This is a genomic window from Novosphingobium sp. UBA1939, assembly GCF_002336885.1.
Lineage (GTDB): Bacteria > Pseudomonadota > Alphaproteobacteria > Sphingomonadales > Sphingomonadaceae > Novosphingobium.
The window spans coordinates 24114-45184 of sequence record NZ_DDFB01000034.1 but is presented as its reverse complement, the minus strand read 5'-3'; the positions used below and the strand labels follow the sequence as shown (position 1 = coordinate 45184).

Annotated in this window: 21 protein-coding genes and 1 pseudogene (1 of these 22 only partly in view); 18 read left to right on the top strand and 4 right to left on the bottom strand. The window is 65.4% G+C overall.

Annotation, left to right across the window (positions count from 1 at the left end):
* The 18 genes and pseudogenes from B3547_RS05475 to B3547_RS05390 all read left to right on the top strand — a co-directional run.
* Positions 1–141 (top strand): annotated as a pseudogene (locus B3547_RS05475) (NADH-quinone oxidoreductase subunit B); it begins 299 nt to the left of the window's first position.
* 10 nt (positions 142–151) lie between these two features.
* Positions 152–970, top strand: coding sequence for an NADH-quinone oxidoreductase subunit C (locus tag B3547_RS05470; RefSeq protein ID WP_292960989.1), 819 nt, complete (start codon positions 152–154; stop codon positions 968–970).
* Positions 967–2178 carry an NADH-quinone oxidoreductase subunit D gene (locus tag B3547_RS05465; protein ID WP_194920247.1) on the top strand — a complete coding sequence of 404 codons (1212 nt, stop codon included), beginning with the start codon at positions 967–969 and terminating at the stop codon, positions 2176–2178. The genes B3547_RS05470 and B3547_RS05465 overlap by 4 nt, the downstream gene beginning before the upstream one ends.
* 38 nt (positions 2179–2216) lie before the next feature.
* Entirely contained in the window at positions 2217–2540 is a 324-nt protein-coding gene (locus tag B3547_RS05460) for a nuclear transport factor 2 family protein (protein WP_292961088.1), read from the top strand.
* A complete protein-coding gene (locus B3547_RS05455) occupies positions 2540–3208 on the top strand; it encodes a complex I 24 kDa subunit family protein (RefSeq protein WP_124807921.1) in 669 nt (222 codons plus the stop codon). The genes B3547_RS05460 and B3547_RS05455 overlap by 1 nt, the downstream gene beginning before the upstream one ends.
* Before the next feature lie 3 nt (positions 3209–3211).
* Positions 3212–4438 carry an NADH-quinone oxidoreductase subunit NuoF gene (gene nuoF, locus B3547_RS05450; protein ID WP_292960985.1) on the top strand — a complete coding sequence of 409 codons (1227 nt, stop codon included), beginning with the start codon at positions 3212–3214 and terminating at the stop codon, positions 4436–4438.
* Positions 4438–6447 carry an NADH-quinone oxidoreductase subunit NuoG gene (gene nuoG / locus B3547_RS05445; RefSeq protein ID WP_292960983.1) on the top strand — a complete coding sequence of 670 codons (2010 nt, stop codon included), beginning with the start codon at positions 4438–4440 and terminating at the stop codon, positions 6445–6447. The genes nuoF and nuoG overlap by 1 nt, the downstream gene beginning before the upstream one ends.
* 118 nt (positions 6448–6565) lie before the next feature.
* On the top strand, positions 6566–7612 hold the full coding sequence (gene nuoH, locus B3547_RS05440; protein WP_292960981.1) for an NADH-quinone oxidoreductase subunit NuoH: 1047 nt from the start codon (positions 6566–6568) through the stop codon (positions 7610–7612).
* Positions 7609–8094 (top strand): NADH-quinone oxidoreductase subunit NuoI, encoded by a 486-nt coding sequence (nuoI, locus tag B3547_RS05435; RefSeq protein ID WP_124807918.1) that lies wholly within the window; start codon positions 7609–7611, stop codon positions 8092–8094. The genes nuoH and nuoI overlap by 4 nt, the downstream gene beginning before the upstream one ends.
* Positions 8095–8106: 12 nt before the next feature.
* Complete coding sequence (locus B3547_RS05430; RefSeq protein WP_292960977.1) at positions 8107–8724, top strand: NADH-quinone oxidoreductase subunit J; 618 nt, start codon at positions 8107–8109, stop codon at positions 8722–8724.
* Positions 8724–9029, top strand: a complete 306-nt coding sequence (nuoK, locus tag B3547_RS05425) for an NADH-quinone oxidoreductase subunit NuoK (RefSeq protein ID WP_124807916.1) — start codon at positions 8724–8726, stop codon at positions 9027–9029. Before B3547_RS05430 ends, nuoK begins: the two co-directional genes overlap by 1 nt.
* Positions 9030–9039: 10 nt before the next feature.
* Positions 9040–11109, top strand: coding sequence for an NADH-quinone oxidoreductase subunit L (gene nuoL, locus B3547_RS05420; RefSeq protein WP_292960974.1), 2070 nt, complete (start codon positions 9040–9042; stop codon positions 11107–11109).
* Positions 11106–12569 carry an NADH-quinone oxidoreductase subunit M gene (locus tag B3547_RS05415; protein WP_292960972.1) on the top strand — a complete coding sequence of 488 codons (1464 nt, stop codon included), beginning with the start codon at positions 11106–11108 and terminating at the stop codon, positions 12567–12569. Before nuoL ends, B3547_RS05415 begins: the two co-directional genes overlap by 4 nt.
* Positions 12569–14032 carry an NADH-quinone oxidoreductase subunit NuoN gene (gene nuoN, locus B3547_RS05410; protein WP_292960969.1) on the top strand — a complete coding sequence of 488 codons (1464 nt, stop codon included), beginning with the start codon at positions 12569–12571 and terminating at the stop codon, positions 14030–14032. Before B3547_RS05415 ends, nuoN begins: the two co-directional genes overlap by 1 nt.
* Positions 14033–14053: 21 nt before the next feature.
* Positions 14054–14785: a biotin--[acetyl-CoA-carboxylase] ligase gene (locus tag B3547_RS05405; protein ID WP_292960967.1), complete on the top strand. Its 732-nt coding sequence runs from the start codon at positions 14054–14056 to the stop codon at positions 14783–14785.
* Positions 14769–15548: a type III pantothenate kinase gene (locus B3547_RS05400; RefSeq protein ID WP_125955072.1), complete on the top strand. Its 780-nt coding sequence runs from the start codon at positions 14769–14771 to the stop codon at positions 15546–15548. The genes B3547_RS05405 and B3547_RS05400 overlap by 17 nt, the downstream gene beginning before the upstream one ends.
* Entirely contained in the window at positions 15545–17197 is a 1653-nt protein-coding gene (locus tag B3547_RS05395; RefSeq protein ID WP_292960964.1) for a ribonuclease J, read from the top strand. Before B3547_RS05400 ends, B3547_RS05395 begins: the two co-directional genes overlap by 4 nt.
* 7 nt (positions 17198–17204) lie before the next feature.
* Positions 17205–17477, top strand: coding sequence for a DUF1467 family protein (locus B3547_RS05390; RefSeq protein WP_124807909.1), 273 nt, complete (start codon positions 17205–17207; stop codon positions 17475–17477).
* Positions 17478–17483: 6 nt separating this feature from the next.
* Here B3547_RS05390 and phoB read toward each other — a convergent pair whose 3' ends face one another.
* The 4 genes from phoB to pstA form a co-directional block, all read right to left on the bottom strand.
* A complete protein-coding gene (phoB, locus tag B3547_RS05385) occupies positions 17484–18173 on the bottom strand; it encodes a phosphate regulon transcriptional regulator PhoB (RefSeq protein ID WP_124807908.1) in 690 nt (229 codons plus the stop codon).
* A gap of 89 nt (positions 18174–18262) precedes the next feature.
* Positions 18263–18949, bottom strand: a complete 687-nt coding sequence (gene phoU, locus B3547_RS05380) for a phosphate signaling complex protein PhoU (RefSeq protein ID WP_124807907.1) — start codon at positions 18947–18949, stop codon at positions 18263–18265.
* A 4-nt stretch (positions 18950–18953) separates the two neighbouring features.
* Positions 18954–19772: a phosphate ABC transporter ATP-binding protein PstB gene (gene pstB / locus B3547_RS05375; RefSeq protein WP_124807906.1), complete on the bottom strand. Its 819-nt coding sequence runs from the start codon at positions 19770–19772 to the stop codon at positions 18954–18956.
* Position 19773: 1 nt separating this feature from the next.
* Positions 19774–21063: a phosphate ABC transporter permease PstA gene (pstA, locus tag B3547_RS05370; protein ID WP_292960957.1), complete on the bottom strand. Its 1290-nt coding sequence runs from the start codon at positions 21061–21063 to the stop codon at positions 19774–19776.
* Between the last annotated feature and the right edge of the window lie 8 nt (positions 21064–21071).

Sequence of the window (21071 nt, the reverse complement as noted above, 5' to 3'; positions counted from 1 at the left end):
TATTCGGTGGTGCGCGGCTGCGATCGCATCGTGCCGGTCGATATCTACGTACCGGGCTGCCCCCCCACCGCCGAGGCGCTGCTTTACGGCGTGATGCAGCTGCAGCGGAAGATCCGCCGCGTCGGCACGCTCGAGCGTTGAGGAGAAGGGCATGACGGTCGTTCATTCCGCCCCGCGCTTCACCTCGAACGAAGGCGTACTGGACACGCTTTCGGCGGCGTTGGGCGCCATGCTGGTTTCGGCGAAGGAAGAGCATGGCGAAGTCCTGCTGACCGTCGTGCGCGACCGCGTGGAGGACGCGCTGCGCCTGCTGCGTGACGGGCACGAATACCAGCAGCTCATGGAAATCGCCGGCGTCGACTATCCGCAGCGGCCCGACCGTTTCGAGGTCTGCTACTGCCTGTTGTCGCTGACGAAGAACCATCGCGTGATCGTCAAGGTTTCGACGGACGAGGCAACGCCGGTGCCAACGGTGACGACGCTGTGGCCCGTTGCCGGCTGGTACGAGCGCGAGGTTTACGACATGTTCGGCGTGCTGTTCGCCGGCCATCCGGACTTGCGCCGCATCCTCACCGACTACGGCTTCCAGGGGCATCCGTTCCGCAAGGACTTCCCGCTGACCGGCTATGTCGAACTGCGCTATTCCGAAGAGGACAAGCGCGTGGTCTATGAACCCGTCGAGCTGGCGCAGGACCTGCGGCAGTTCGATTTCATGAGCCCGTGGGAAGGCGCGGAATACGTGCTGCCGGGCGATGAAAAGGCGGCGGCTTCGCCCGCGCCGGCGGCGCCCGCCCCTGCGCCCAAGGTCGATACGCCGAAGGTCACCGAAAAGCCCGCCGATACCGGCGCGGGCGACAAGGCCAATGCCGAAGCGGCGAAGCCGGTCGCAGGCGCGCCCAAGACGACGGCCAAGGACGAGCCCGGCGCTCCGGCAAAAGCAGACCGCAAGGTTGAAGGAGACGGCGCATGAGCTTCCAGCTCGAAGAATCGCCGACCACCGGCGACGAGGTCATCACCAACTACACGATCAACTTCGGCCCCCAGCACCCGGCGGCGCACGGCGTGCTGCGCATGGTCATGGAGCTGGACGGCGAGATCATCGAACGGATCGATCCGCACGTCGGCCTGCTTCACCGCGGCACCGAAAAGCTGATCGAGTACAAGACCTATACCCAGGCGCTGCCGTACTTCGACCGGCTCGACTACTGCTCGCCGCTGGGCATGGAGCACTCCTACGTGCTCGCGGTCGAAAAGCTGCTCAACCTCGAGGTGCCGCTGCGCGGTCAGTACCTGCGCGTGCTGTTCGCGGAACTGACGCGCATCTGCAATCACATGCTCAACATCGGGTCGCACGTCATGGACGTGGGCGCGATGACGCCGAACCTGTGGCTGTTCGAAATCCGCGAGGATTGCCTCAACTTCTTCGAGCGGGCTTCGGGCGCGCGGATGCATTCGGCCTGGTTCCGCCCCGGCGGCGTGCACCAGGACGTGCCGCTGAAGCTTCTGACCGACATCGGCGACTGGCTCGACACGCGCCTGCCGCAGCTGTTCGAGGACGCGATGAGCCTCCTCATCGACAACCGCATCTTCAAGCAGCGCAACGTCGATATCGCGGTGGTCAGCAAGGAAGACGCGATCCGCTGGGGCTTTTCCGGCCCGATGATCCGCGGCTCGGGCATCGCGTGGGATTTGCGCAAGGCGCAGCCCTATGACGTCTATGATCGCATGGACTTCGAAATTCCGGTCGGCACCAGCGGCGATTGCTATGATCGCTTCATGGTGCGCGTGGAGGAAGTCCGCCAGTCCGCGCGGATCATGAAGCAGTGCCTGGCCGAAATGCCCGAAGGCCCGGTCAGCTCGACCGACCGCAAGGTGGTCCCGCCCAAGCGTGGCGAGATGAAGAGCTCGATGGAATCGCTGATCCATCACTTCAAGCTCTATTCGGAAGGCTTCCACGTTCCGGCCGGCGAAGTCTATGTCGCCACCGAAAGCCCCAAGGGCGAATTCGGCGTCTATCTCGTCTCGGACGGCAGCAACAAGCCGTACCGCTGCAAGATCCGGCCGACGGCGTTCAGCCACCTTCAGGCGATGGACTTCATGTGCAAGGGCCACATGCTGCCCGACGCGACCGCGATCCTTGGCGCCATCGACGTGGTGTTCGGGGAGTGCGACCGGTGAGCAGCCCCGAAGAATCCAACCTGCGCACCGCGAAGGCAATGATCGCGGCCTACAACGCGCAGGATGTGGATACCTACGTCTCGCACATGACCGACGACGCCAGCGAGGCGAACTACCGTGGTGATGTGGTGCGCGAGGGCAAGGAAGGCACGCGTTCCGGCCTTGCCGCCGCGTTCGCCCGCTGGCCGCAGAACCATGCCGAGATCCGGGACGCGCAGGCGATCGGCGATTACGTGCTGATGCGCGAACACGTCACGCGCGGCCCCGCCACCGACGGATCGGCCCTGGTCGAACCGTTCGACGTGATCGCAGTCTATACTTTCGAGGGCGACAAGTGCTCTCGGGTGGAGTTTATTCGCTGATGGCTGACCGCTACATCGAACCGGATACCCCGGAACTGCGCGCCCGCTGGGGCGCCTTTGCCTGGACTGCCGAGAACGCGGAGAAGGCGAAAGAGATCGTGGCGCGCTATCCCGAAGGGCGGCAGCGCTCGGCGGTGATGCCGCTGCTCGATCTGGCCCAGCGGCAGGTCGGCGCGGAACTGAACACGCAAGGCTGGCTGCCGATCCCGGTGATGGAATACGTCGCCGCCTATCTCTCCATGCCGATCATCCGCGTGGTCGAGGTCGCGACGTTCTACACGATGTACAACATCGCGCCGATCGGCCGTTTCCACGTGCAGGTCTGCGGCACCACGCCGTGCATGTTGCGCGGATCGGACGACATCATCGCCGCCTGCAAGAAGCGCGGGATGAAGGCGGGGCACATCACCGATGACGGCCTCTGGTCGTTCACCGAGGTTGAATGCATGGGCAACTGCGCTTCGGCGCCGATGGTCCAGATCAACGACGACAACTACGAGGATCTGACCCCCGCCGACATGGAACGCATCCTCGACGAACTGGCCGCGGGCAAGCAGCCCAAGACCGGCACGCAGCTTCCCGGCCGCCACACGGTGGAACCGGCCGGCGCGCTCAGCAACCTGACCGCGATGGTCGGTGAAAACCACGATTATCGGGGGGAATGGTAAGCCATGGCTCTCGCCGACAAGGACCGCATCTTCACCAACGTCTACGGCTACCAGCCGTGGAACCTGCCTGCCGCGCAGGCGCGCGGGGACTGGGACAACACCAAGGCGCTGCTCGAACGTGGGCAGGACGGCATCATCGAGGAAATCAAGGCGTCCGGCCTGCGCGGCCGTGGCGGCGCGGGCTTCCCCACCGGCATGAAGTGGTCCTTCATGCCCAAGGAAAGCAAGGATGGGCGGCCCAGCTTCCTGGTGATCAACGCCGACGAATCCGAGCCGGGTTCGTGCAAGGACCGCGAGATCATCCGCCACGATCCGCACAAGCTGCTGGAAGGCGCGCTGGTCGCCGGCTTCGCGATGCGCGCGCGGGCGGCCTACATCTACATTCGCGGCGAATATATCCGCGAGGCCGAGACGCTGTTCGCCGCGCGGGACGAGGCCTATGCCGCCGGCCTGCTGGGCAAGAACGCCTGCGGTTCGGGCTATGACTTCGACGTCTTCGTCCATCGCGGCGCGGGCGCCTACATCTGCGGCGAAGAAACCGCGATGATCGAGAGNNGCCCGACCACGGTGAACAACGTCGAATCGATCGCGGTCGCGCCCACCATCCTGCGGCGTGGCGCTTCGTGGTTCTCGTCCTTCGGGCGCGAGAACAACAAGGGCACCAAGCTCTTCCAGATCAGCGGGCACGTCGAACGGCCCTGCGTGGTCGAGGAAGAGATGTCGATCCCGTTCAGCGAACTGATCGAGAAGCACTGCGGGGGCATTCGTGGCGGCAAGGACAATCTGCTGGCCGTGATCCCCGGCGGTTCCTCGGTCCCGCTGGTTCCGGCGGCGGAAATCTGGGACGCGCCGATGGATTTCGACGGGCTGCGCGCGCTAGGCTCGGGCCTTGGCACCGCCGCCGTGATCGTGATGGACAAGTCCACCGACATCGTCCGCGCGATCGCCCGCCTGTCGCACTTCTACAAGCACGAAAGCTGTGGCCAGTGCACGCCGTGCCGCGAAGGCACCGGCTGGATGTGGCGCGTGATGGAGCGCCTGCGCACGGGTGACGCGGCGGTCGAGGAAATCGACATGCTGTTCAACGTGACCAAGCAGGTCGAAGGCCACACCATCTGCGCCCTGGGGGATGCGGCCGCCTGGCCGATCCAGGGCCTGATCCGCCACTTCCGCCCCGAACTGGAACGCCGGATCGCCGAACACGGCGCCGTGCGGGAGGCTGCAGAGTAATGCCCAAGGTCAAAGTCGACGGCGTAGAGCTCGAAGTTCCGGCAGGCGCCACTGTCCTGCAGGCGTGCGAGCTGGCCGGCAAGGAAATCCCGCGCTTCTGCTATCACGAGCGGCTGAGCATCGCCGGCAACTGCCGCATGTGCCTGGTCGAAGTGAAGCCCGGACCGCCGAAGCCGCAGGCATCGTGCGCGCTGCCGGCCGCCGAGGGGCAGGAAATCCGCACCGACAGCGAGATGGTCAAGAAGGCGCGCGAAGGGGTGATGGAGTTTCTCCTCATCAACCATCCGCTCGATTGCCCGATCTGCGACCAGGGCGGCGAATGCGACCTGCAGGACCAGTCGGTGGCCTACGGCCGGGGCGGTTCGCGCTATCACGAGAGCAAGCGCGCGGTCACCGAGAAGTACATGGGGCCGCTCATCAAGACGGTGATGACGCGCTGCATCCACTGCACCCGCTGCGTGCGCTTCTCCGAAGAGATCGCCGGCGTGGACGAGATCGGCGCGCTCTATCGCGGTGAAAGCACCCAGATTTCGACCTATCTGGAACACGCGGCGAAGCACGAACTTTCCGCCAACGTGATCGACCTGTGCCCGGTCGGCGCGCTGACCAGCCGCCCCTATGCCTTCGAAGCGCGGCCGTGGGAGCTGAAGAAGACGCTCTCGATCGACGTTTCGGACGCGGTGGGCGCCAATATCCGGCTCGACAGCCGGGGCCGCGAAGTGCTGCGCGCGCTGCCGCGCGTGAACGACGACGTGAACGAGGAATGGCTGTCGGACCGTGGCCGCTACATGGTCGATGGCCTTACCCGGCGCCGGCTCGACAAGCCGTGGCTGCGCCGTGACGGCAAGCTGCAGGCGGCCAGCTGGGTCGAGGCGTTCGATGCCATCGCCCGGATCAACCCGGGCTCATCGGTCGCGGTGATCGCGGGCGACCAGGTCGATTGCGAAACGATGTTCGCCGCGAAGAAGCTGGCCGGCGCTCTGGGTTCCTCGCTGCTCGAAGGCCGCCAGACGGGCATGGCCTATGACACGTCGAGCCTGGCGGCGGTGAATTTCAATTCGACGCTGGCCGGGATCGAGGACGCCGACGCGATCCTGATCGTGGGCAGCCAGATCCGCGACGAGGCCCCGCTGCTCAATGTGCGCCTGCGCAAGGCGGTGAAGAAGGGCGCGAAGGTCTTCATCATCGGCCCGGCATGGGAACCGACCTATCCGGCGACCTTCCTGGGCGACGATGCCGCCATGCTGAACGCTTTGCCGGCCGATGTCGCCGATGTGTTCGCCAAGGCGGCCAAGCCCGCGGTCATCATCGGCGCCGCCGGCATCGTGAAAGGCGCGCGCGAGGCAGGCCTGGCCTTCGCCGAAAAGTTCAACCTGGTGCGAGAAGGCTGGAACGGCTTCAACGTGGTCCACATGGCGGCCGCGCGCATGGGCGGGCTGATGCTGGGCTATGCGCAGAAGGGCGGCCTTGCCGATATCGTCGCAGCCAAGCCCAAGCTGGTGATTTCGCTCGGCGCGGACGAAGTGGATTGGACCCAGTTCGCCGGCAGCATGATCGTCCACATCGGCCATCACGGCGACAAGGCGGCCCATGTCGCCGACGTGATACTGCCGGGCGCTGCCTACAGCGAGAAGGACGGCACCTACGTCAACACCGAAGGCCGCGTGCAATATGCCGAAAAGGCCGTCTTCGCGCCCGGCGACGCGCGCGAGGACTGGAGCGTCCTGCGGGCCATGGCCGATGCGCTGAAAGTCTCGGTCGGGTTCGACAGCTTCGACGAATTGCGCATTGCCATGATCGCGGACGTGCCGGCACTGGGTGCCGAGGGACTGGCCGATTACGGCGCGCTGCCCGCCGCTCCTGCCGGGGCGAAGGCGGAAGGCGTGATCGCCGGCTACCCGACCAAGGATCGTTACCTCACCAACGCGATCTGCCGCGCCAGCCCCACTTTGCAGCGCTGCTCGGCCGAACTGCTCCATGGTGAAAGCTTCGCGGAGGCGGCCGAGTGAGCACGTCCAACACCATTGCCCGTCATGCCAGCGAAGGCTGGCATCTCGCTCCGGATGGCGCTTCGCCTGAGGCACGGGACCCCGGCCTGCGCTGGGGTGACGGCTTGAGGGAGCCGTCATGACCGCTTTCTTCCAGACTCTTGGCCTGCCTTATGAATGGGCCTGGGCGATCTCGACCATCTGCGGGATTCTGCTGATCGCGCTGCCGCTGATGCTCGGCGTGGCGATGATCATCTATGCCGACCGCAAGATCTGGGCGGCGATGGCGCTGCGCCGCGGCCCCAACGTGGTCGGCCCGTTCGGCCTGCTGCAGTCGTTCGCGGACGGCCTCAAGGTCATGCTGCAGGAAACGATCATTCCTTCGACGGCCAACAAGGGCCTGTTCCTGATTGCCCCGATCATCACCTTCACGGTGGCGCTGATGGCCTGGGCGGTGATCCCGTTCAATTCGGGCGCGATCCTCGCCAACATCAACGTCGGCCTGCTCTATGTCCTCGCGATTTCGTCGCTGGGCGTTTACGGCACGATCATCGCCGGCTGGTCCTCGAACTCGAAGTACCCGTTCTTCTCGGCGATGCGCGCTTCGGCGCAGATGATCAGCTACGAAGTCTCGATCGGCTTCATCCTGATCTGCGTGGTGCTGTGGTCCGGCTCGTTCAACATGAACGAGATCGTCAAGGCGCAGCAGGGCCATGTGCTGGGGCTGTTCAACGGCTTCGTGTTCAACCCTCTGCTGTTCCCGATGTGGGTGATGTTCCTCATCTCCGGCATGGCGGAAACGCAGCGCGCGCCGTTCGATCTGACCGAAGCGGAAAGCGAACTCGTCGCCGGGTATCAGACCGAATATTCGTCGATGGCCTTCGCGCTCTACTGGCTGGGCGAATACGCCAACGTGCTGCTGATGTGCGCGCTCAACGCCACGCTGTTCTGGGGCGGATGGCTGCCGCCGCTCGACATTCCGGTGCTCTATCTGGTGCCGGGCGTCGTGTGGGTGCTGCTCAAGATCCTGTTCTTCTTCTTCATCTTCAGCTGGGTGAAGGCGACCGTACCCCGGTATCGCTATGACCAGCTGATGCGTCTGGGCTGGAAGGTGTTCCTGCCTGTCTCGCTGCTGTGGGTGTTCCTCGTCAGCGGCTACCTGATGCTTACGGGGCATTTCTCATGACCGTCGGACAGCTCATCAAGAGCTTCACCCTGTGGGAGTTCGTGAAGGCGCACTGGCTGACCTTGAAGTATTTCTTCAAGACCAAGGCGACGATCAACTACCCGTTCGAGAAGAACCCGCTTAGCCCGCGCTTCCGCGGCGAACACGCGCTGCGCCGCTATCCCAACGGCGAGGAACGCTGCATCGCGTGCAAGCTGTGCGAGGCGGTGTGCCCGGCCCAGGCCATTACCATTGAAGCGCAACCGCGCGAGGACGGCAGCCGCCGCACCACGCGCTACGACATCGACATGACCAAGTGCATCTTCTGCGGCTTCTGCCAGGAAGCCTGCCCGGTCGATGCCATCGTCGAAGGGCCGAACTTCGAATACGCGACCGAAACGCGCGAGGAACTGCTTTACGACAAGGCCAAGCTGCTGGCGAACGGCGACAAGTGGGAGCGCGCGATCGCTGCCAACCTTGAAGCCGACGCACCGTACCGGTAGGGGCGCGAAACCATGATCCAGGCATTTGCCTTCTATCTCTTCGCGACGCTCATGATTGTCTCGGGCGCCGTCACGATCCTGGCCCGCAACCCGGTCCATTCGGTTCTCTGGCTGATCCTGGCGTTCTTCAACGCCGCCGGCCTGATGATCCTGGTGGGGGCCGAGTTCATCGCGATGCTGCTGGTCATCGTCTATGTCGGCGCGGTCGCGGTGCTGTTCCTGTTCGTGGTGATGATGCTCGACATCGATTTCGCCGAACTGCGCGCCGGGTTCGTGAAGAACTTCCCGCTCGGCATGCTGCTGGCGGCGGTGCTGTTCGTGGAGCTGTTCGTCGGCATCGTGGTGCGCAGCGCCGGCGCGATGCAACTGGGCACGCCCGACGGTACGGCCGCGCCGCTGGCCGGGGCATCCAACATCGAATCCATCGGTGCGCTGCTGTACACGCGCTACCTCTTCCTGTTCGAAGCGGCGGGCATCCTGCTGCTGGTGGCCCTGATCGGCGCCATCGTGCTGACGCACCGCCAGCGTGGCGGGGTGCGCGGCCAGAACGTGGCAAAGCAGGTGGCGCGCCGTCCGGAAGAGGCGACCATCAACGTCAAGCCGGAAGTGGGCAAGGGGGTCAGCCTCTAATGATCGGCATCGAACACTATGTCGTCGTCAGCTCGATCATGTTCGTGCTCGGCGTGCTCGGCATCTTCCTCAACCGCAAGAACGTCATCATCATCCTGATGGCGATCGAGCTGATCCTGCTGTCGGTGAACCTCAACCTGGTCGCCTTCAGCGCCTTCCTGCACGACCTTGTCGGCCAGGTCTTCGCGATGTTCGTGCTGACCGTGGCGGCGGGCGAGGCGGCGATCGGCCTTGCGATCCTGGTCATCTACTTCCGTGGCCGCGGCACCATCGCCGTCGACGACGTCAACCGGATGAAGGGCTGAGTACGCGATCATGTCTGCCATCCACATCATCGTCTTCCTGCCGCTGCTGGCGGCGATCATCGCCGGGCTGGGCAACAAGCAGCTGGGCAATGTTCCCGCCAAGGTGGTGACGACCGGCGCGCTGTTCATCTCGTGCGCGCTGTCGTGGCCGATTTTCCTGTCGTTCCTGTCGGGCCATGCCGAGGCGCATGTCTCGCCGGTGCTGCACTGGGTGACCTCGGGCAATCTCGATTTCGCCTGGGCGCTGCGCGTCGATACGCTGACGGCGGTCATGCTGGTGGTCATCACCAGCGTCTCCGCGCTCGTGCACCTCTATTCGTGGGGGTACATGAGCGACGAGCCGGACCAGCCGCGCTTCTTCGCGTACCTGTCGCTGTTCACGTTCGCCATGCTGATGCTGGTAACGGCCGACAACCTGGTGCAGATGTTCTTCGGCTGGGAAGGCGTGGGCCTCGCTTCGTACCTCCTGATCGGCTTCTGGTTCCGCAAGCCCAGTGCCAATGCCGCCGCGATGAAGGCTTTCGTGGTCAACCGCGTGGGTGATCTTGGCTTCATGATGGGCATCTTCGGCACCTTCTTGGTGTTCGGCACGGTTTCCATTCCCGCGATCCTCGAAGCCGCGCCGGGCATGGCCGGATCGACGATCGGCTTCCTCGGCCACCGTTTCGATACGATGACGGTGCTGTGCCTGCTGCTGTTCATCGGCGCGATGGGCAAATCGGCGCAGCTTGGCCTGCACACCTGGCTGCCGGACGCGATGGAAGGCCCGACCCCGGTTTCGGCGCTGATCCACGCCGCGACGATGGTCACCGCCGGCGTGTTCATGGTCTGCCGCCTTTCGCCGATGTTCGAAACCAGCCCGACGGCGCTGGGCTTCGTGACCTTCATCGGTGCGGCGACCTGCTTCTTCGCGGCGACGATCGGCACGACGCAGACCGACATCAAGCGCGTGATCGCCTATTCCACCTGTTCGCAGCTGGGCTACATGTTCTTCGCGGCGGGCGTCGGCGCCTATGGCGCGGCGATGTTCCACCTGTTCACGCACGCCTTCTTCAAGGCACTGCTGTTCCTGGGCGCGGGTTCGGTGATCCACGCGATGCACCACGAACAGGACATGCGCTATTATGGCGGCCTGCGGAAGCACATCCCGATCACCTTCTGGGCGATGACGGCGGGCACGCTGGCGATTACCGGCGTCGGCATCGTCGATGTCGTGGGCTTCGCCGGCTTCTATTCGAAGGACGCGATCCTCGAGGCCGCGTTCGCGCGCGGGACCGAGCTTTCGCACTTCGCCTTCTTCATGGGCATCTTCGCCGCGCTGCTGACCAGCTTCTATTCCTGGCGGCTGGTGTTCCTGACCTTCTTCGGCAAGCCGCGGTGGGAACAGTCCGAACACATCCAGCACGCGGTGCACGACGCGCACGGCCATGGTCATGATGATCACGGCCACGAAGGGCACGGACACGACCATCACGGGCACGACGACCACGGGCATCATGGCCATCACAGCGATGGCACGGCCGGCTATCATCCGCATGAAAGCCCGGCGGTGATGCTCACGCCGCTTGTCATCCTGTCGATCGGCGCGATCTTCGCGGGGCTGGTGTTCAACCACGCCTTCGTCAGCGAAGGCACGGGTGAGTTCTGGAAGGGCAGCCTCGTGTTCAGCGAGCACCTGATCCACGCGATGCACCACGTGCCGCACTGGGTGAAATGGGCGCCGTTCACGGTCATGGCTACCGGCCTGCTGATCGCCTGGTACGCTTATATCAAGAACACGAAGTTCCCGGCGGCGTTCGTTGACCAGTTCGGCTTCCTCTACCGGTTCCTTCTCAACAAGTGGTACTTCGACGAGCTTTATCACTTCATCTTCGTCCGTCCGGCAATGTGGCTGGGCCGGGTGTTCTGGAAGGTGGGCGATATCGGCATCATCGATCGCTTCGGCCCCAACGGCGCCGCCTGGGTGGTGGCCAAGGGCAGCCGCGCGGCGGTGAAGCTGCAGTCCGGGTATCTCTATAGCTATGCGCTGGTCATGCTGATCGGCCTGACGCTCGCAATCAGCTGGGTGATCGCACAATGACCGGGTTTCCGATCCTTTCGGTGATGTTGCTGGTGCCGCTCGTAACGGCGGTGGCCTGCCTCCTCGTCGATCGCGAACAGGCGCGCACCGTGGCGCTGGTGGGGACGCTGATCGATTTCGTCCTTGGCATGTTGCTGTGGGCGAACTTCGATACCGGCGGCGCGCAGTGGCAGTTCACCGAACACGCCGCGCTGTTCGCGGGCTTCGAATGGAAGCTGGGCATCGACGGCATCGCGCTGATGCTGATCGCGCTGACGGTGTTCCTGATGCCGGTGTGCATCGGCGCCAGCTGGCTGTCGATCGACAAGCGCCAGGGCGAATACTACGCCGCGTTCATGCTGATGGAAACGCTGATGATCGGCGTTTTCGCGGCGCAGGACCTGTTCCTGTTCTACATCATGTTCGAAGCCGGCCTGATCCCGATGTNNGGCTCGGTGCTGATGCTGATCGCGATGTTCTGGATGGTGAACGAGGCGGGCACGACCGACATCCCGACGCTGATGGTCTACAACTTCCCGGTCCACGCGCAGACCTGGCTGTGGCTGGCCTTCTTCGCCAGCTTCGCGGTCAAGATGCCGATGTGGCCGGTCCACACCTGGTTGCCCGACGCGCACGTGCAGGCGCCAACCGGCGGCTCGGTGATCCTGGCCGGCGTGCTGCTGAAGATGGGCGGCTATGGCTTCATCCGCTTCTCGCTGCCGATGTTCCCGGAAGCCTCGGCGCAGTTCGCGCCGCTGATCTGGGGCCTGTCGATGGCGGCGGTGGTCATCACCTCGCTGATCGCGCTGGTCCAGCACGACATGAAGAAGCTGATCGCCTATTCCTCGGTCGCGCACATGGCGATCGTGACGATCGGTCTGTTCGCCTTCAACGAACAGGGCCTTGAAGGCTCGATGATCGTGATGCTCAGCCACGGTCTGGTGGCGGGCGCGCTGTTCCTGTGCGTGGGCGTGATCTACGATCGCCTGCATACCCGCGAGATCGACCGTTATGGCGGCCTTGCCATCAACATGCCGAAGTACGCGCTGTTCTTCTTGCTGTTCACCATGGCCTCGATCGGCCTGCCGGGCACCAGCGGGTTCGTCGGCGAATTCCTGTCGCTGTTGGGCGTCTATCAGGCGTCGAGCTGGGTGGCGCTGATCTGCACCACGGGCATCATCCTGGGTGCGGCCTACATGCTCTATCTCTACCGCCGCGTGGCCTTTGGCGAACAGAAGAACGCCGATGCCGCCGCGATGCCCGATCTCGATGCGCGCGAATGGGCGATGATGGTTCCGCTGGCGGCCGTGGTGCTGTGGATGGGCGTCTATCCGCAGTCGTTCCTCGATCCGATGAAGAAGGACATCGCCGCGCTCGATGCGCGCCTTGCCCAGGCCCGGCCCAAGGGAGATGCCGACGTGAAGATGGGGGCGCCCAAGCCTGCCGCCGAACATGAAGCGCACGAAGGGGAGGCGCACTGATGGAACTCGTTCGCTCCCTTCTGATCGTTGCGCCGGAAGAAGTGCTCAGCATTTCCGGACTGCTGCTTCTGCTGGTCGCCGCCTGGGGCGGTGACAAGGCGGCCCGGACGATCTCGATCCTGTCGGTCTCCGCGCTGACGGTCTGCGCGATCCTGGTTGCGCCGGCGCTGTGCGGCGGCGCGATGGGGCCGGATACCGAGGCATTCGGCGGGCAGTACAAGGCGGACGCCTTCTCGGCCTTCGCCAAGCTGCTGGTCTATGCCGGCGCCGGCGTGACGCTGATCGTCGCGCCCGCGTTCTTCGACCGGGTTCGCGCGATGCGGGCGGAATTCCCGCTGCTGGTGCTGTTCGCGGCGCTGGGCATGGGCATGATGGTTTCGGCGGGCGATCTGCTGACGCTCTACATCGGCCTCGAACTCAACAGCCTTGCCTCCTACGTCCTGGCCGCGTTCCTGCGCACCGATGATCGTTCGGCGGAATCGGGCCTGAAGTATTTCGTGCTCGGCTCGCTCGCCAGCGGCATCCTGCTGTTCGGCATGAGCTTGACCTATGGCTTCACCGGCACGACCAGCTTCGAAGGCATCCGCCTGGCCCTGTCGGGCTCGCTGTCGACCGGCGCTACGTTCGGCATCGTGTTCGTGCTGGCCGGCCTGGCCTTCAAGATCAGCGCGGCGCCGTTCCACATGTGGACGCCGGACGTCTACGAAGGCGCGCCGACGCCGGTGACGACGTTCTTCGCCACCGCGCCCAAGGCGGCGGCGCTGGCGCTGCTGATGCGCGTCAGCCTCGAAGCGTTTGGCTCGCAGCCGGGGGCGTGGCAGCAGATCGTGATCTTCGCGTCGCTGCTGTCGATCGTGATCGGCGCGCTGGGCGCGATCGGGCAGGCGAACATCAAGCGCCTGATGGCCTATTCCTCGATCAACAACGTCGGCTTCATGCTGATCGGCCTTGCGGCGGCGACGCCCAGGGGCGCGTCCGCCATGCTGGTCTATCTCGCGATCTATGTCGCGATGTCGATCGCGGGCTTCGTGGCCATCCTTTTGCTGCGCGACGAGAACGGCGATGCGGTGGAAGCCATTTCCGACCTCGCCGGCCTGTCGAAGACCCGGCCGATGCTGGCGCTGGCGCTGGCGGCGGTGATGTTCAGCCTTGCCGGCATTCCGCCGCTGTTCGGCTTCTGGGGCAAGTTCGTGGTGTTCCAGGCCGCCGTGCAGGCCAATCTCGTGGCCCTCGCGGCCATCGGCATCGCAGCCAGCGTGATCGGCGCGTTCTATTACCTCAAGGTCGTCAAGGTCATGTACTTCGACGAGGCAGCGGGCCGGGTGAAGGGCGAGATCGATCTGGCGCATGGCGTGTTGCTGGCAGCGTCGGCGCTGTTCATCTCGCCGCTGGGCTATCTGCTGACCAAGTGGATCGGGACGCTGGCCGACAACGCCGCCACGGCGCTGTTCCACGTCGCCTGACCGCGCGAAGGCTGTCCAGCCTTGATCGAAACCGTCGCTGAAATCCCCTCCACCAACGCCGCTCTGCTGGCGCGGGTGAGGGAGGGGGAAGCCGTGCCGGAAGGGCACTGGCTGGTGGCCGACCGGCAAAGCGCCGGGCGCGGGCGCGCCGGGCGCGTGTGGTCCGATGGCGCCGGCAATTTCATGGGATCGACCGCGGTGCAGCTGCGCGCGGGCGATCCACCCGCGCAGACGCTGGCGCTGGTGGCCGGGGTCGCCGTGTTCGATGCGGTGAAGGCTTGTGCCCCCGCGATCGCCGATCTGCGGCTCAAGTGGCCCAACGATGTGCTTGTGGGCCATGCCAAGCTGGTGGGCATCCTGCTCGAACGGCAGCGCGAAGCGGTGGTGGTTGGCATCGGCGTCAATCTGGCGCAGGCGCCAGAGGTGCCCGGCCGCGCTACTGCCAGTCTTGCCGCGCTGGGCTTTCCCGTGGCGCGCGATGCGTTCGCGGAGCGGCTGGCGGTGGCCTGGGCCGATGCATTGTTGCGCTGGCACCGGGGGGAATGGCCGCTGCTGCGGGGCGAATGGCTGGTGCGCGCGCATCCCGTCGGAACGCTGGTGACGGTCAAGGACCGCGATCAGGGCGAGATCATGGGCGCGTTCGGCGGCATCGACGAGGAGGGTGTGGCGCTTCTGCGCTTGGCGGACGGCTCCACCCGTGCCATCCACGCGGGCGATATTGAAATGGTGGGAACGGATGCTGCTCGCGATTGATGTAGGCAACACCAACGTTGTCTTTGCCCTCTATGCCGGACGGACGATCAAATCGCGCTGGCGCGTGGCGACCGACCCGCGCCGGACGGCGGACGAATACGCGGTTTGGCTGCTCCAACTGATGCAGTTGCAGGGCTTCGCGGCCGATGATGTCGATCAGATCATCGTTTCCACGGTCGTTCCGCGCGCGCTGCACAACCTGCAGGTGCTGGCGCAGAAGTACTTCCATCGCGATGCGCTGATCGCCGGACAGCCGCCGATCGAATGGGGCATCGATATCGACGTGGACGAGCCGCGCTCGCTGGGGGCCGATCGCGCCGTGAACGCCATCGCCGCGCACGCCAAGTATCCCGGCGATCTGATCGTGGTCGATTTCGGCACGGCAACGACGTTCGACGTGGTGGATTTCAACGGTGCCTACAAGGGCGGGATCATCGCGCCGGGCATCAACCTTTCGCTGGAAGCGCTGGTCAATGCCGCCGCCAAGCTGCCGCGCATCGCCATCGCGCCGCCCAGCCGCACCAACAGCGTGATCGGGCGCAATACCGAGGATCAGATGCAGATCGGCGTGTTCTGGGGCTACGTTTCGCTGATGGAAGGGCTGATAGCACGGATGCGGGCGGAAGTGGGCCGGCCGGCCAAGGTGATCGCGACCGGCGGCCTTGCCGTGCTGTTCGGGGATCACACCACGATCTTCGATCATGTGGATACCGATCTGACGCTGGACGGTCTCGCGATCCTTGCGGAGCGTGCTCCCTCGTGAAGCCAGGAAAGGAACTGCTTTTCCTCGCCCTGGGTGGTTCGGGCGAGATCGGGATGAACGTCAACCTCTACGGGTGCGACGGCAAGTGGCTGATGGTCGATCTGGGGATGACCTTCGCCGACCCCTATTATCCCGGTGTGGATCTGGTTTTCGCCGATCTCGAGTTCATCGAGGAGCAGCGCGAAAACCTGCTGGGCGTGGTGCTGACCCACGCGCACGAGGATCACATCGGCGCGGTGCCCTATTTCGCGCAGGAACTGGGCGTGCCGCTCTTTGCCACGCCGTTCACCGCGCGGCTCGTCAACGAAAAGCTGGTCGAGGCGGGCATCGACGCGGACATCGAACTGAATGTCATTCCCAACGAGGGAGCGTTCTCGCTGGGGCCGTTCGATATCCGGTATGTGCCGCTGGCGCACTCGATCGCCGAAGGCAACGCGCTGCTGATCGACACGCCTTACGGCCGCGTGTTCCACACCGGTGACTGGAAGCTGGACGACGAACCGCGCATCGGTACGCCGGCGACCGAAGAGGAACTGACCGCGATCGGCGACGAGGGCGTTCTGGCACTGGTGTGCGATTCGACCAACGTGTTCAACCCGGCCGCATCCGGTTCCGAAGGCGCGGTGCGCGCCGGCCTGCTGGAGACGGTCAGCCGCCAGCGCGGGCGGCGCGTGGTGGTGACGACGTTCGCCTCGAACGTGGCGCGGCTGCAGACGCTGGCCGAAGTGGCGCAGGCGACCGGGCGGCAGCTTTGCGTGGCCGGGCGATCGCTGGACCGGATCATTTCGGTGGCGCAGGCATCGGGCTATCTCGAGGACTTCCCCGAAACGGTCAGCATGGACCGGGCCATGGACCTGCCGCGCGGCGAGATCATGGTGTTGGCCACAGGCGGGCAGGGCGAACCCCGCGCCGCGCTGGCGCGCATCGCCGCCGAACAGCACCCGATCCGCCTGGAGGAAGGCGATGTCGTGCTGTTTTCCAGCCGGCAGATACCGGGCAACGAACTGGCCATCGGCCGCGTGCAGAACGCGCTGGTGGCACGCGGCGTGCGCATCGTGACCGACCGCCAGAGCATGATCCACGTTTCCGGCCATCCGGGGCGGCCCGAACTCGTCGCGCTCTATGACTGGCTGCGGCCGGAGATCCTCGTGCCCGTGCATGGCGAGATACGCCACATGGCGGAGCAGGCCCGGCTGGGGCTGGACGAGGGCATCCCGAAGGCGATCTTGCAGAAGAACGGCGATCTGCTGCGGCTGGCGCCCGACGGGCCGGTGAAGCTGACCGAGGTGCGCGCCGGGCGGCTCGTGCTGGATGGCGACATCATCGCGCCGGCGGATGGCGAGGCCATGGCAGCGCGGCGCAAGCTGGGGCTGAACGGGCTGGTTTCGGTGGCGCTGGCGGTGACGCCCGAGGGCCGGCTGGCCTCTTCGGTCGATATCGGCAGCATCGGCCTGCCGCTAGACGAGGACATGGACCAGTTCGTGCAGGAAGCGCAGGCGGACGCCGCGCAGGCGGTCAAGGATCTGAAGGGCGATCGCAAGCGCGACAGGCTGGCGGTTGCCGAAACGGTGCGGCTGGCGGTAAGGCGGGCGGCGCAGCGCTGGTCCGGCAAGAAGCCGGTCGTCCAGGTCCTGCTGCGGGAAGGATAGGCCTGCCGTGCGCTGGACGTCGATCGTTGCGATCTATTCGCTGTTCTGGGTGTTCGCCGCCTTCCTGGTGATGCCGTTCGGCATTCGCACGCACGACGAACTGGGGATGGGCAAGGTGGACGGGCAGGCGCACAGCGCGCCCGGCAATTTCCGGCCCAAGCGGGTCGCGATCCGCGCCACCATCCTGGCGGCGATCCTGTTCGGGCTGTACTACGCGAACTACGTCAATCAGTGGGTCACCATCGACGATCTCGACTACGCCCGCAAACTGGGTGTCTGACCGGGTTTAGGCGCCTTCCAGCGCGTAACCCGCGGAACGCACCGTGCGTACCGGGTCGGCCGCTCCGGGGAGCGCGATCGCCTGGCGCAGGCGGCGGATGTGAACGTCCACCGTGCGTAGTTCGATGTCGCTGCCGCTGCCCCACACCGCATCGAGCAGTTGCCCGCGCGAAAAGACGCGGCCGGGGTGTTCCATGAAGTGGCGCAGCAGGCGGAATTCGGTGGGGCCGATCTTTATCGCCTGCCCGCGCCGCATGACGCGATGGGCGGTGGGATCGAGCGAAAGATCGCCCACGGTGATGGTCTCGCCGGCCAGTGCCGGGCGCACGCGGCGCAGCACGGCGCCCACGCGGGCAATCAGTTCGCGCGGCGAGAACGGCTTGGTGACATAATCGTCCGCGCCGGTTTCCAGCCCGCGCACGCGGTCGTCCTCATCGCTGCGGGCGGTGAGCATGATGATCGGCACATGCGCCGTGCTCTTGTTGCGGCGCAGGCGGCGGCAGACCTCGATCCCGCTGGTGCCGCCGATCATCCAGTCCAGCAGGACCAGATCCGGCGTATCCTCGGCGGCGAGAAGCAGGGCCTCGTCGCCGTCGTCGGTGGTGCGCACGTCGTATCCCTCGCCACGAAACCGGTATTCGACCAGTTCGGCAAGCGCGGTATCGTCTTCAACCAGAAGCAGTTTCGGGGCAGACACGGCGAACCTCCATGACAGGCAGGTTGCGAAAGCACGACTAATGTTACGGTGTCATTACGTCAGGCCGGATTCCCTCGGGCGGCATTACGTCAGGCAGGCGGAATCACATCCTCGCGTTCGGGCAGGTAGGCGCCGGTGGCGGCGTAGTGGACCATTTCGGCGATATTGGTGGCGTGATCGCCGATCCGTTCGATGTTGCGCGCCACGAACAGCAGTTGCGCCACGCTGGTGATGGTGGCGGGATTTTCGACCATGAACGACACGAAGTTGCGGAATACGCTGTCATAGAAGGCATCGACCGTGGCATCGCGCGCGACGATCTCCGCCGCGGCCACCGGATCGCGCGCGGCGAAGGCGGTCAGCACATCGTGCACCATTTCCGCCGCCAGTTCGTTCATCGCGGGCAGCAGCGTCAGCGGTTCGAAGCGCTTGCGGCCCTCGATGTGGCCGACGCGCTTGGCGATGTTCTTGGCATAATCGCCGATGCGCTCGATCACCCCGGCGATCTTCAGCGCGGCGACCACTTCGCGCAGATCGTCGGCCATCGGCGCGCGCAGGGCGAGAACGCGGATCGAAAGGCGGTCGACTTCCGCCTCGAGCTGGTCGATCCGCTTGTCGCGGGCGATCACGGTATTGGCGAGTTCCTGATCGCCCCGGACCAGCGCGTCCATCGCTTCGCCCACCGAAAGTTCCGCCAGGCCGCCCATTTCCGCAACCAGGCCGCGCAGGCGGGTGATGTCCTCGTCGAATGCCTTGACGGTATGTTCTGCCACCATCGTCCTATCCGTAGCGCCCGGTTATGTAGTCCTTCGTCCGTTCCTCACGCGGGTTCGTGAAGATGTCGGAGGTTTTCCCGTACTCCACGATCCTGCCAAGGTGGAAGAACGCGGTGCGCTGGGATACGCGGGCGGCCTGTTGCATCGAGTGTGTCACAATCACGATCGCATAGCGACCGCGCAGTTCGTCGATCAGTTCCTCGATGCGGGCGGTGGCGATGGGGTCGAGCGCGGAGCACGGCTCGTCCATCAGGATCACTTCGGGATCGACGGCGATGGCGCGGGCGATGCACAGGCGCTGTTGCTGGCCGCCCGATAGCGCGGTGCCGCTGTCGGAGAGGCGGTCCTTAACCTCGTCCCACAGGCCGGCGCGCTGGAGAGATTGTTCGACGATCGCGTCCAGTTCGGCGCGGCTGCCGGTCAATCCGTGGATGCGCGGGCCATAGGCGATGTTCTCGTAAATCGACTTGGGGAAGGGGTTGGGCTTCTGGAACACCATGCCCACGCGGGCGCGCAACTGCACCACGTCCATCCTGCTGCGGTAGATGTCCTCGCCGTCGAGCAGGATCTCTCCTTCCACGCGGGCGCCGGCGATCGTGTCGTTCATCCGGTTGAGCGCGCGCAGGAACGTGGACTTGCCGCAGCCCGAAGGGCCGATGAACGCGGTGACATAGCGCTGGGGGATGTCGATCGAGACCTGATCGATCGCGCACTTGTCGCCATAGAACACGGAGACGTCGCGCGCGCGCATCTTGGGCACCGCCTCGTCCCCGCCATCGGCTTTGGCGGCGCGCGGATCGGCGCTGATGGGCTGGGTATTCATGTTACCACCGTTTCTCGAAGCGGTTGCGCAGATAGATGGCAAGGCCGTTCATCAGCAGGAGGAAAGCGAGCAGGACCACGATGGCGGCGCTGGTGCGCTCCACGAAGCCGCGATCGATCTCGTCCGACCACAGGAAGATCTGCACCGGCAGCACGCTGGACGGCGATGTGAGGTCGCCCGGCGGCGTGGCGACGAAGGCGCGCATGCCGATCATCAGCAGCGGCGCGGTTTCGCCCAGCGCGCGCGCCATGCCGATGATCGTGCCGGTGAGGATGCCGGGCAGGGCCAGCGGCAATACGTGGTGGAACACCACCTGCACCGGGCTGGCGCCCACCGCCAGCGCGGCATCGCGGACCGATGGCGGCACGCCCTTGATCGCGTTGCGGCCCGAAATGACGATCACCGGCATCGTCATCAGCGCCAGCGTCATGCCGCCGATCAGCGGGGCCGAACGGTAATTGGGGAACAGGCCGAGGAAGACGGCCAGCCCCAGCAGGCCGAAGATGATCGAAGGCACAGCGGCGAGGTTGTTGATCGAGATCTCGATCAGGTCGGTCCAGCGGTTGCGGGGCGCGTATTCCTCCAGATAGAGAGCGGCCAGCACGCCGACCGGGAAGGCCAGGACCAGCGTGACCAGCATGGTCAGGATCGATCCCTTCAGCGCCCCCCAGATACCCACGCTTTGCGGGCTGGTCGCGTCCGAGCGGGTCAGGAAGCCGAAATCGAACGCGCGGACGAGTTTCCCCTCGCGCGCAAGCCGCGTCGCGATCACCCGCAGGTCCGGATCGCCATCGCCGCGCTGGGCGGTCGCCAGCTTGTCGCTGGCGGGCAGCGAAACGTTCAGCACGGCGTTGTTGAGCAGCGAGGGGTCGGCGATAAGCATGTCGGCGACCTCGCGCCAGGCATCGTCCGCCAGCAGGCGTGCGCCGCCTTTGCCGAAAGCGGCGTTGGCGGCAGTGTCGATCACGTGGGGCAACCCGGCCAGTTCCAGCCCGCCGGCGGGATCGGGCTGACCCAGCCGTTGCGCGTCGATCTGCATCGAACCACGGATTGGCACGGCCATCCGCAATTCGCTGCGCTTGAAGCCGCTGACGCCGTTGGCGGTCATCGACACCAGCAGGAAGGCCAGCACCAGCGCGGAGAATACCACGGCGGAAAGGCCCGCCAGCCGGAACAGCCGGTCGACCGCGTAGCGACGGGCAAGGCCGGTTTCCATGCGCGCGCGACGAAGAGCGCGGATGTGTTCCTGCTCGGTCGCGCGGCTATCGGCCGCTGTCCTCGCTTCATCCATCGGCGGCA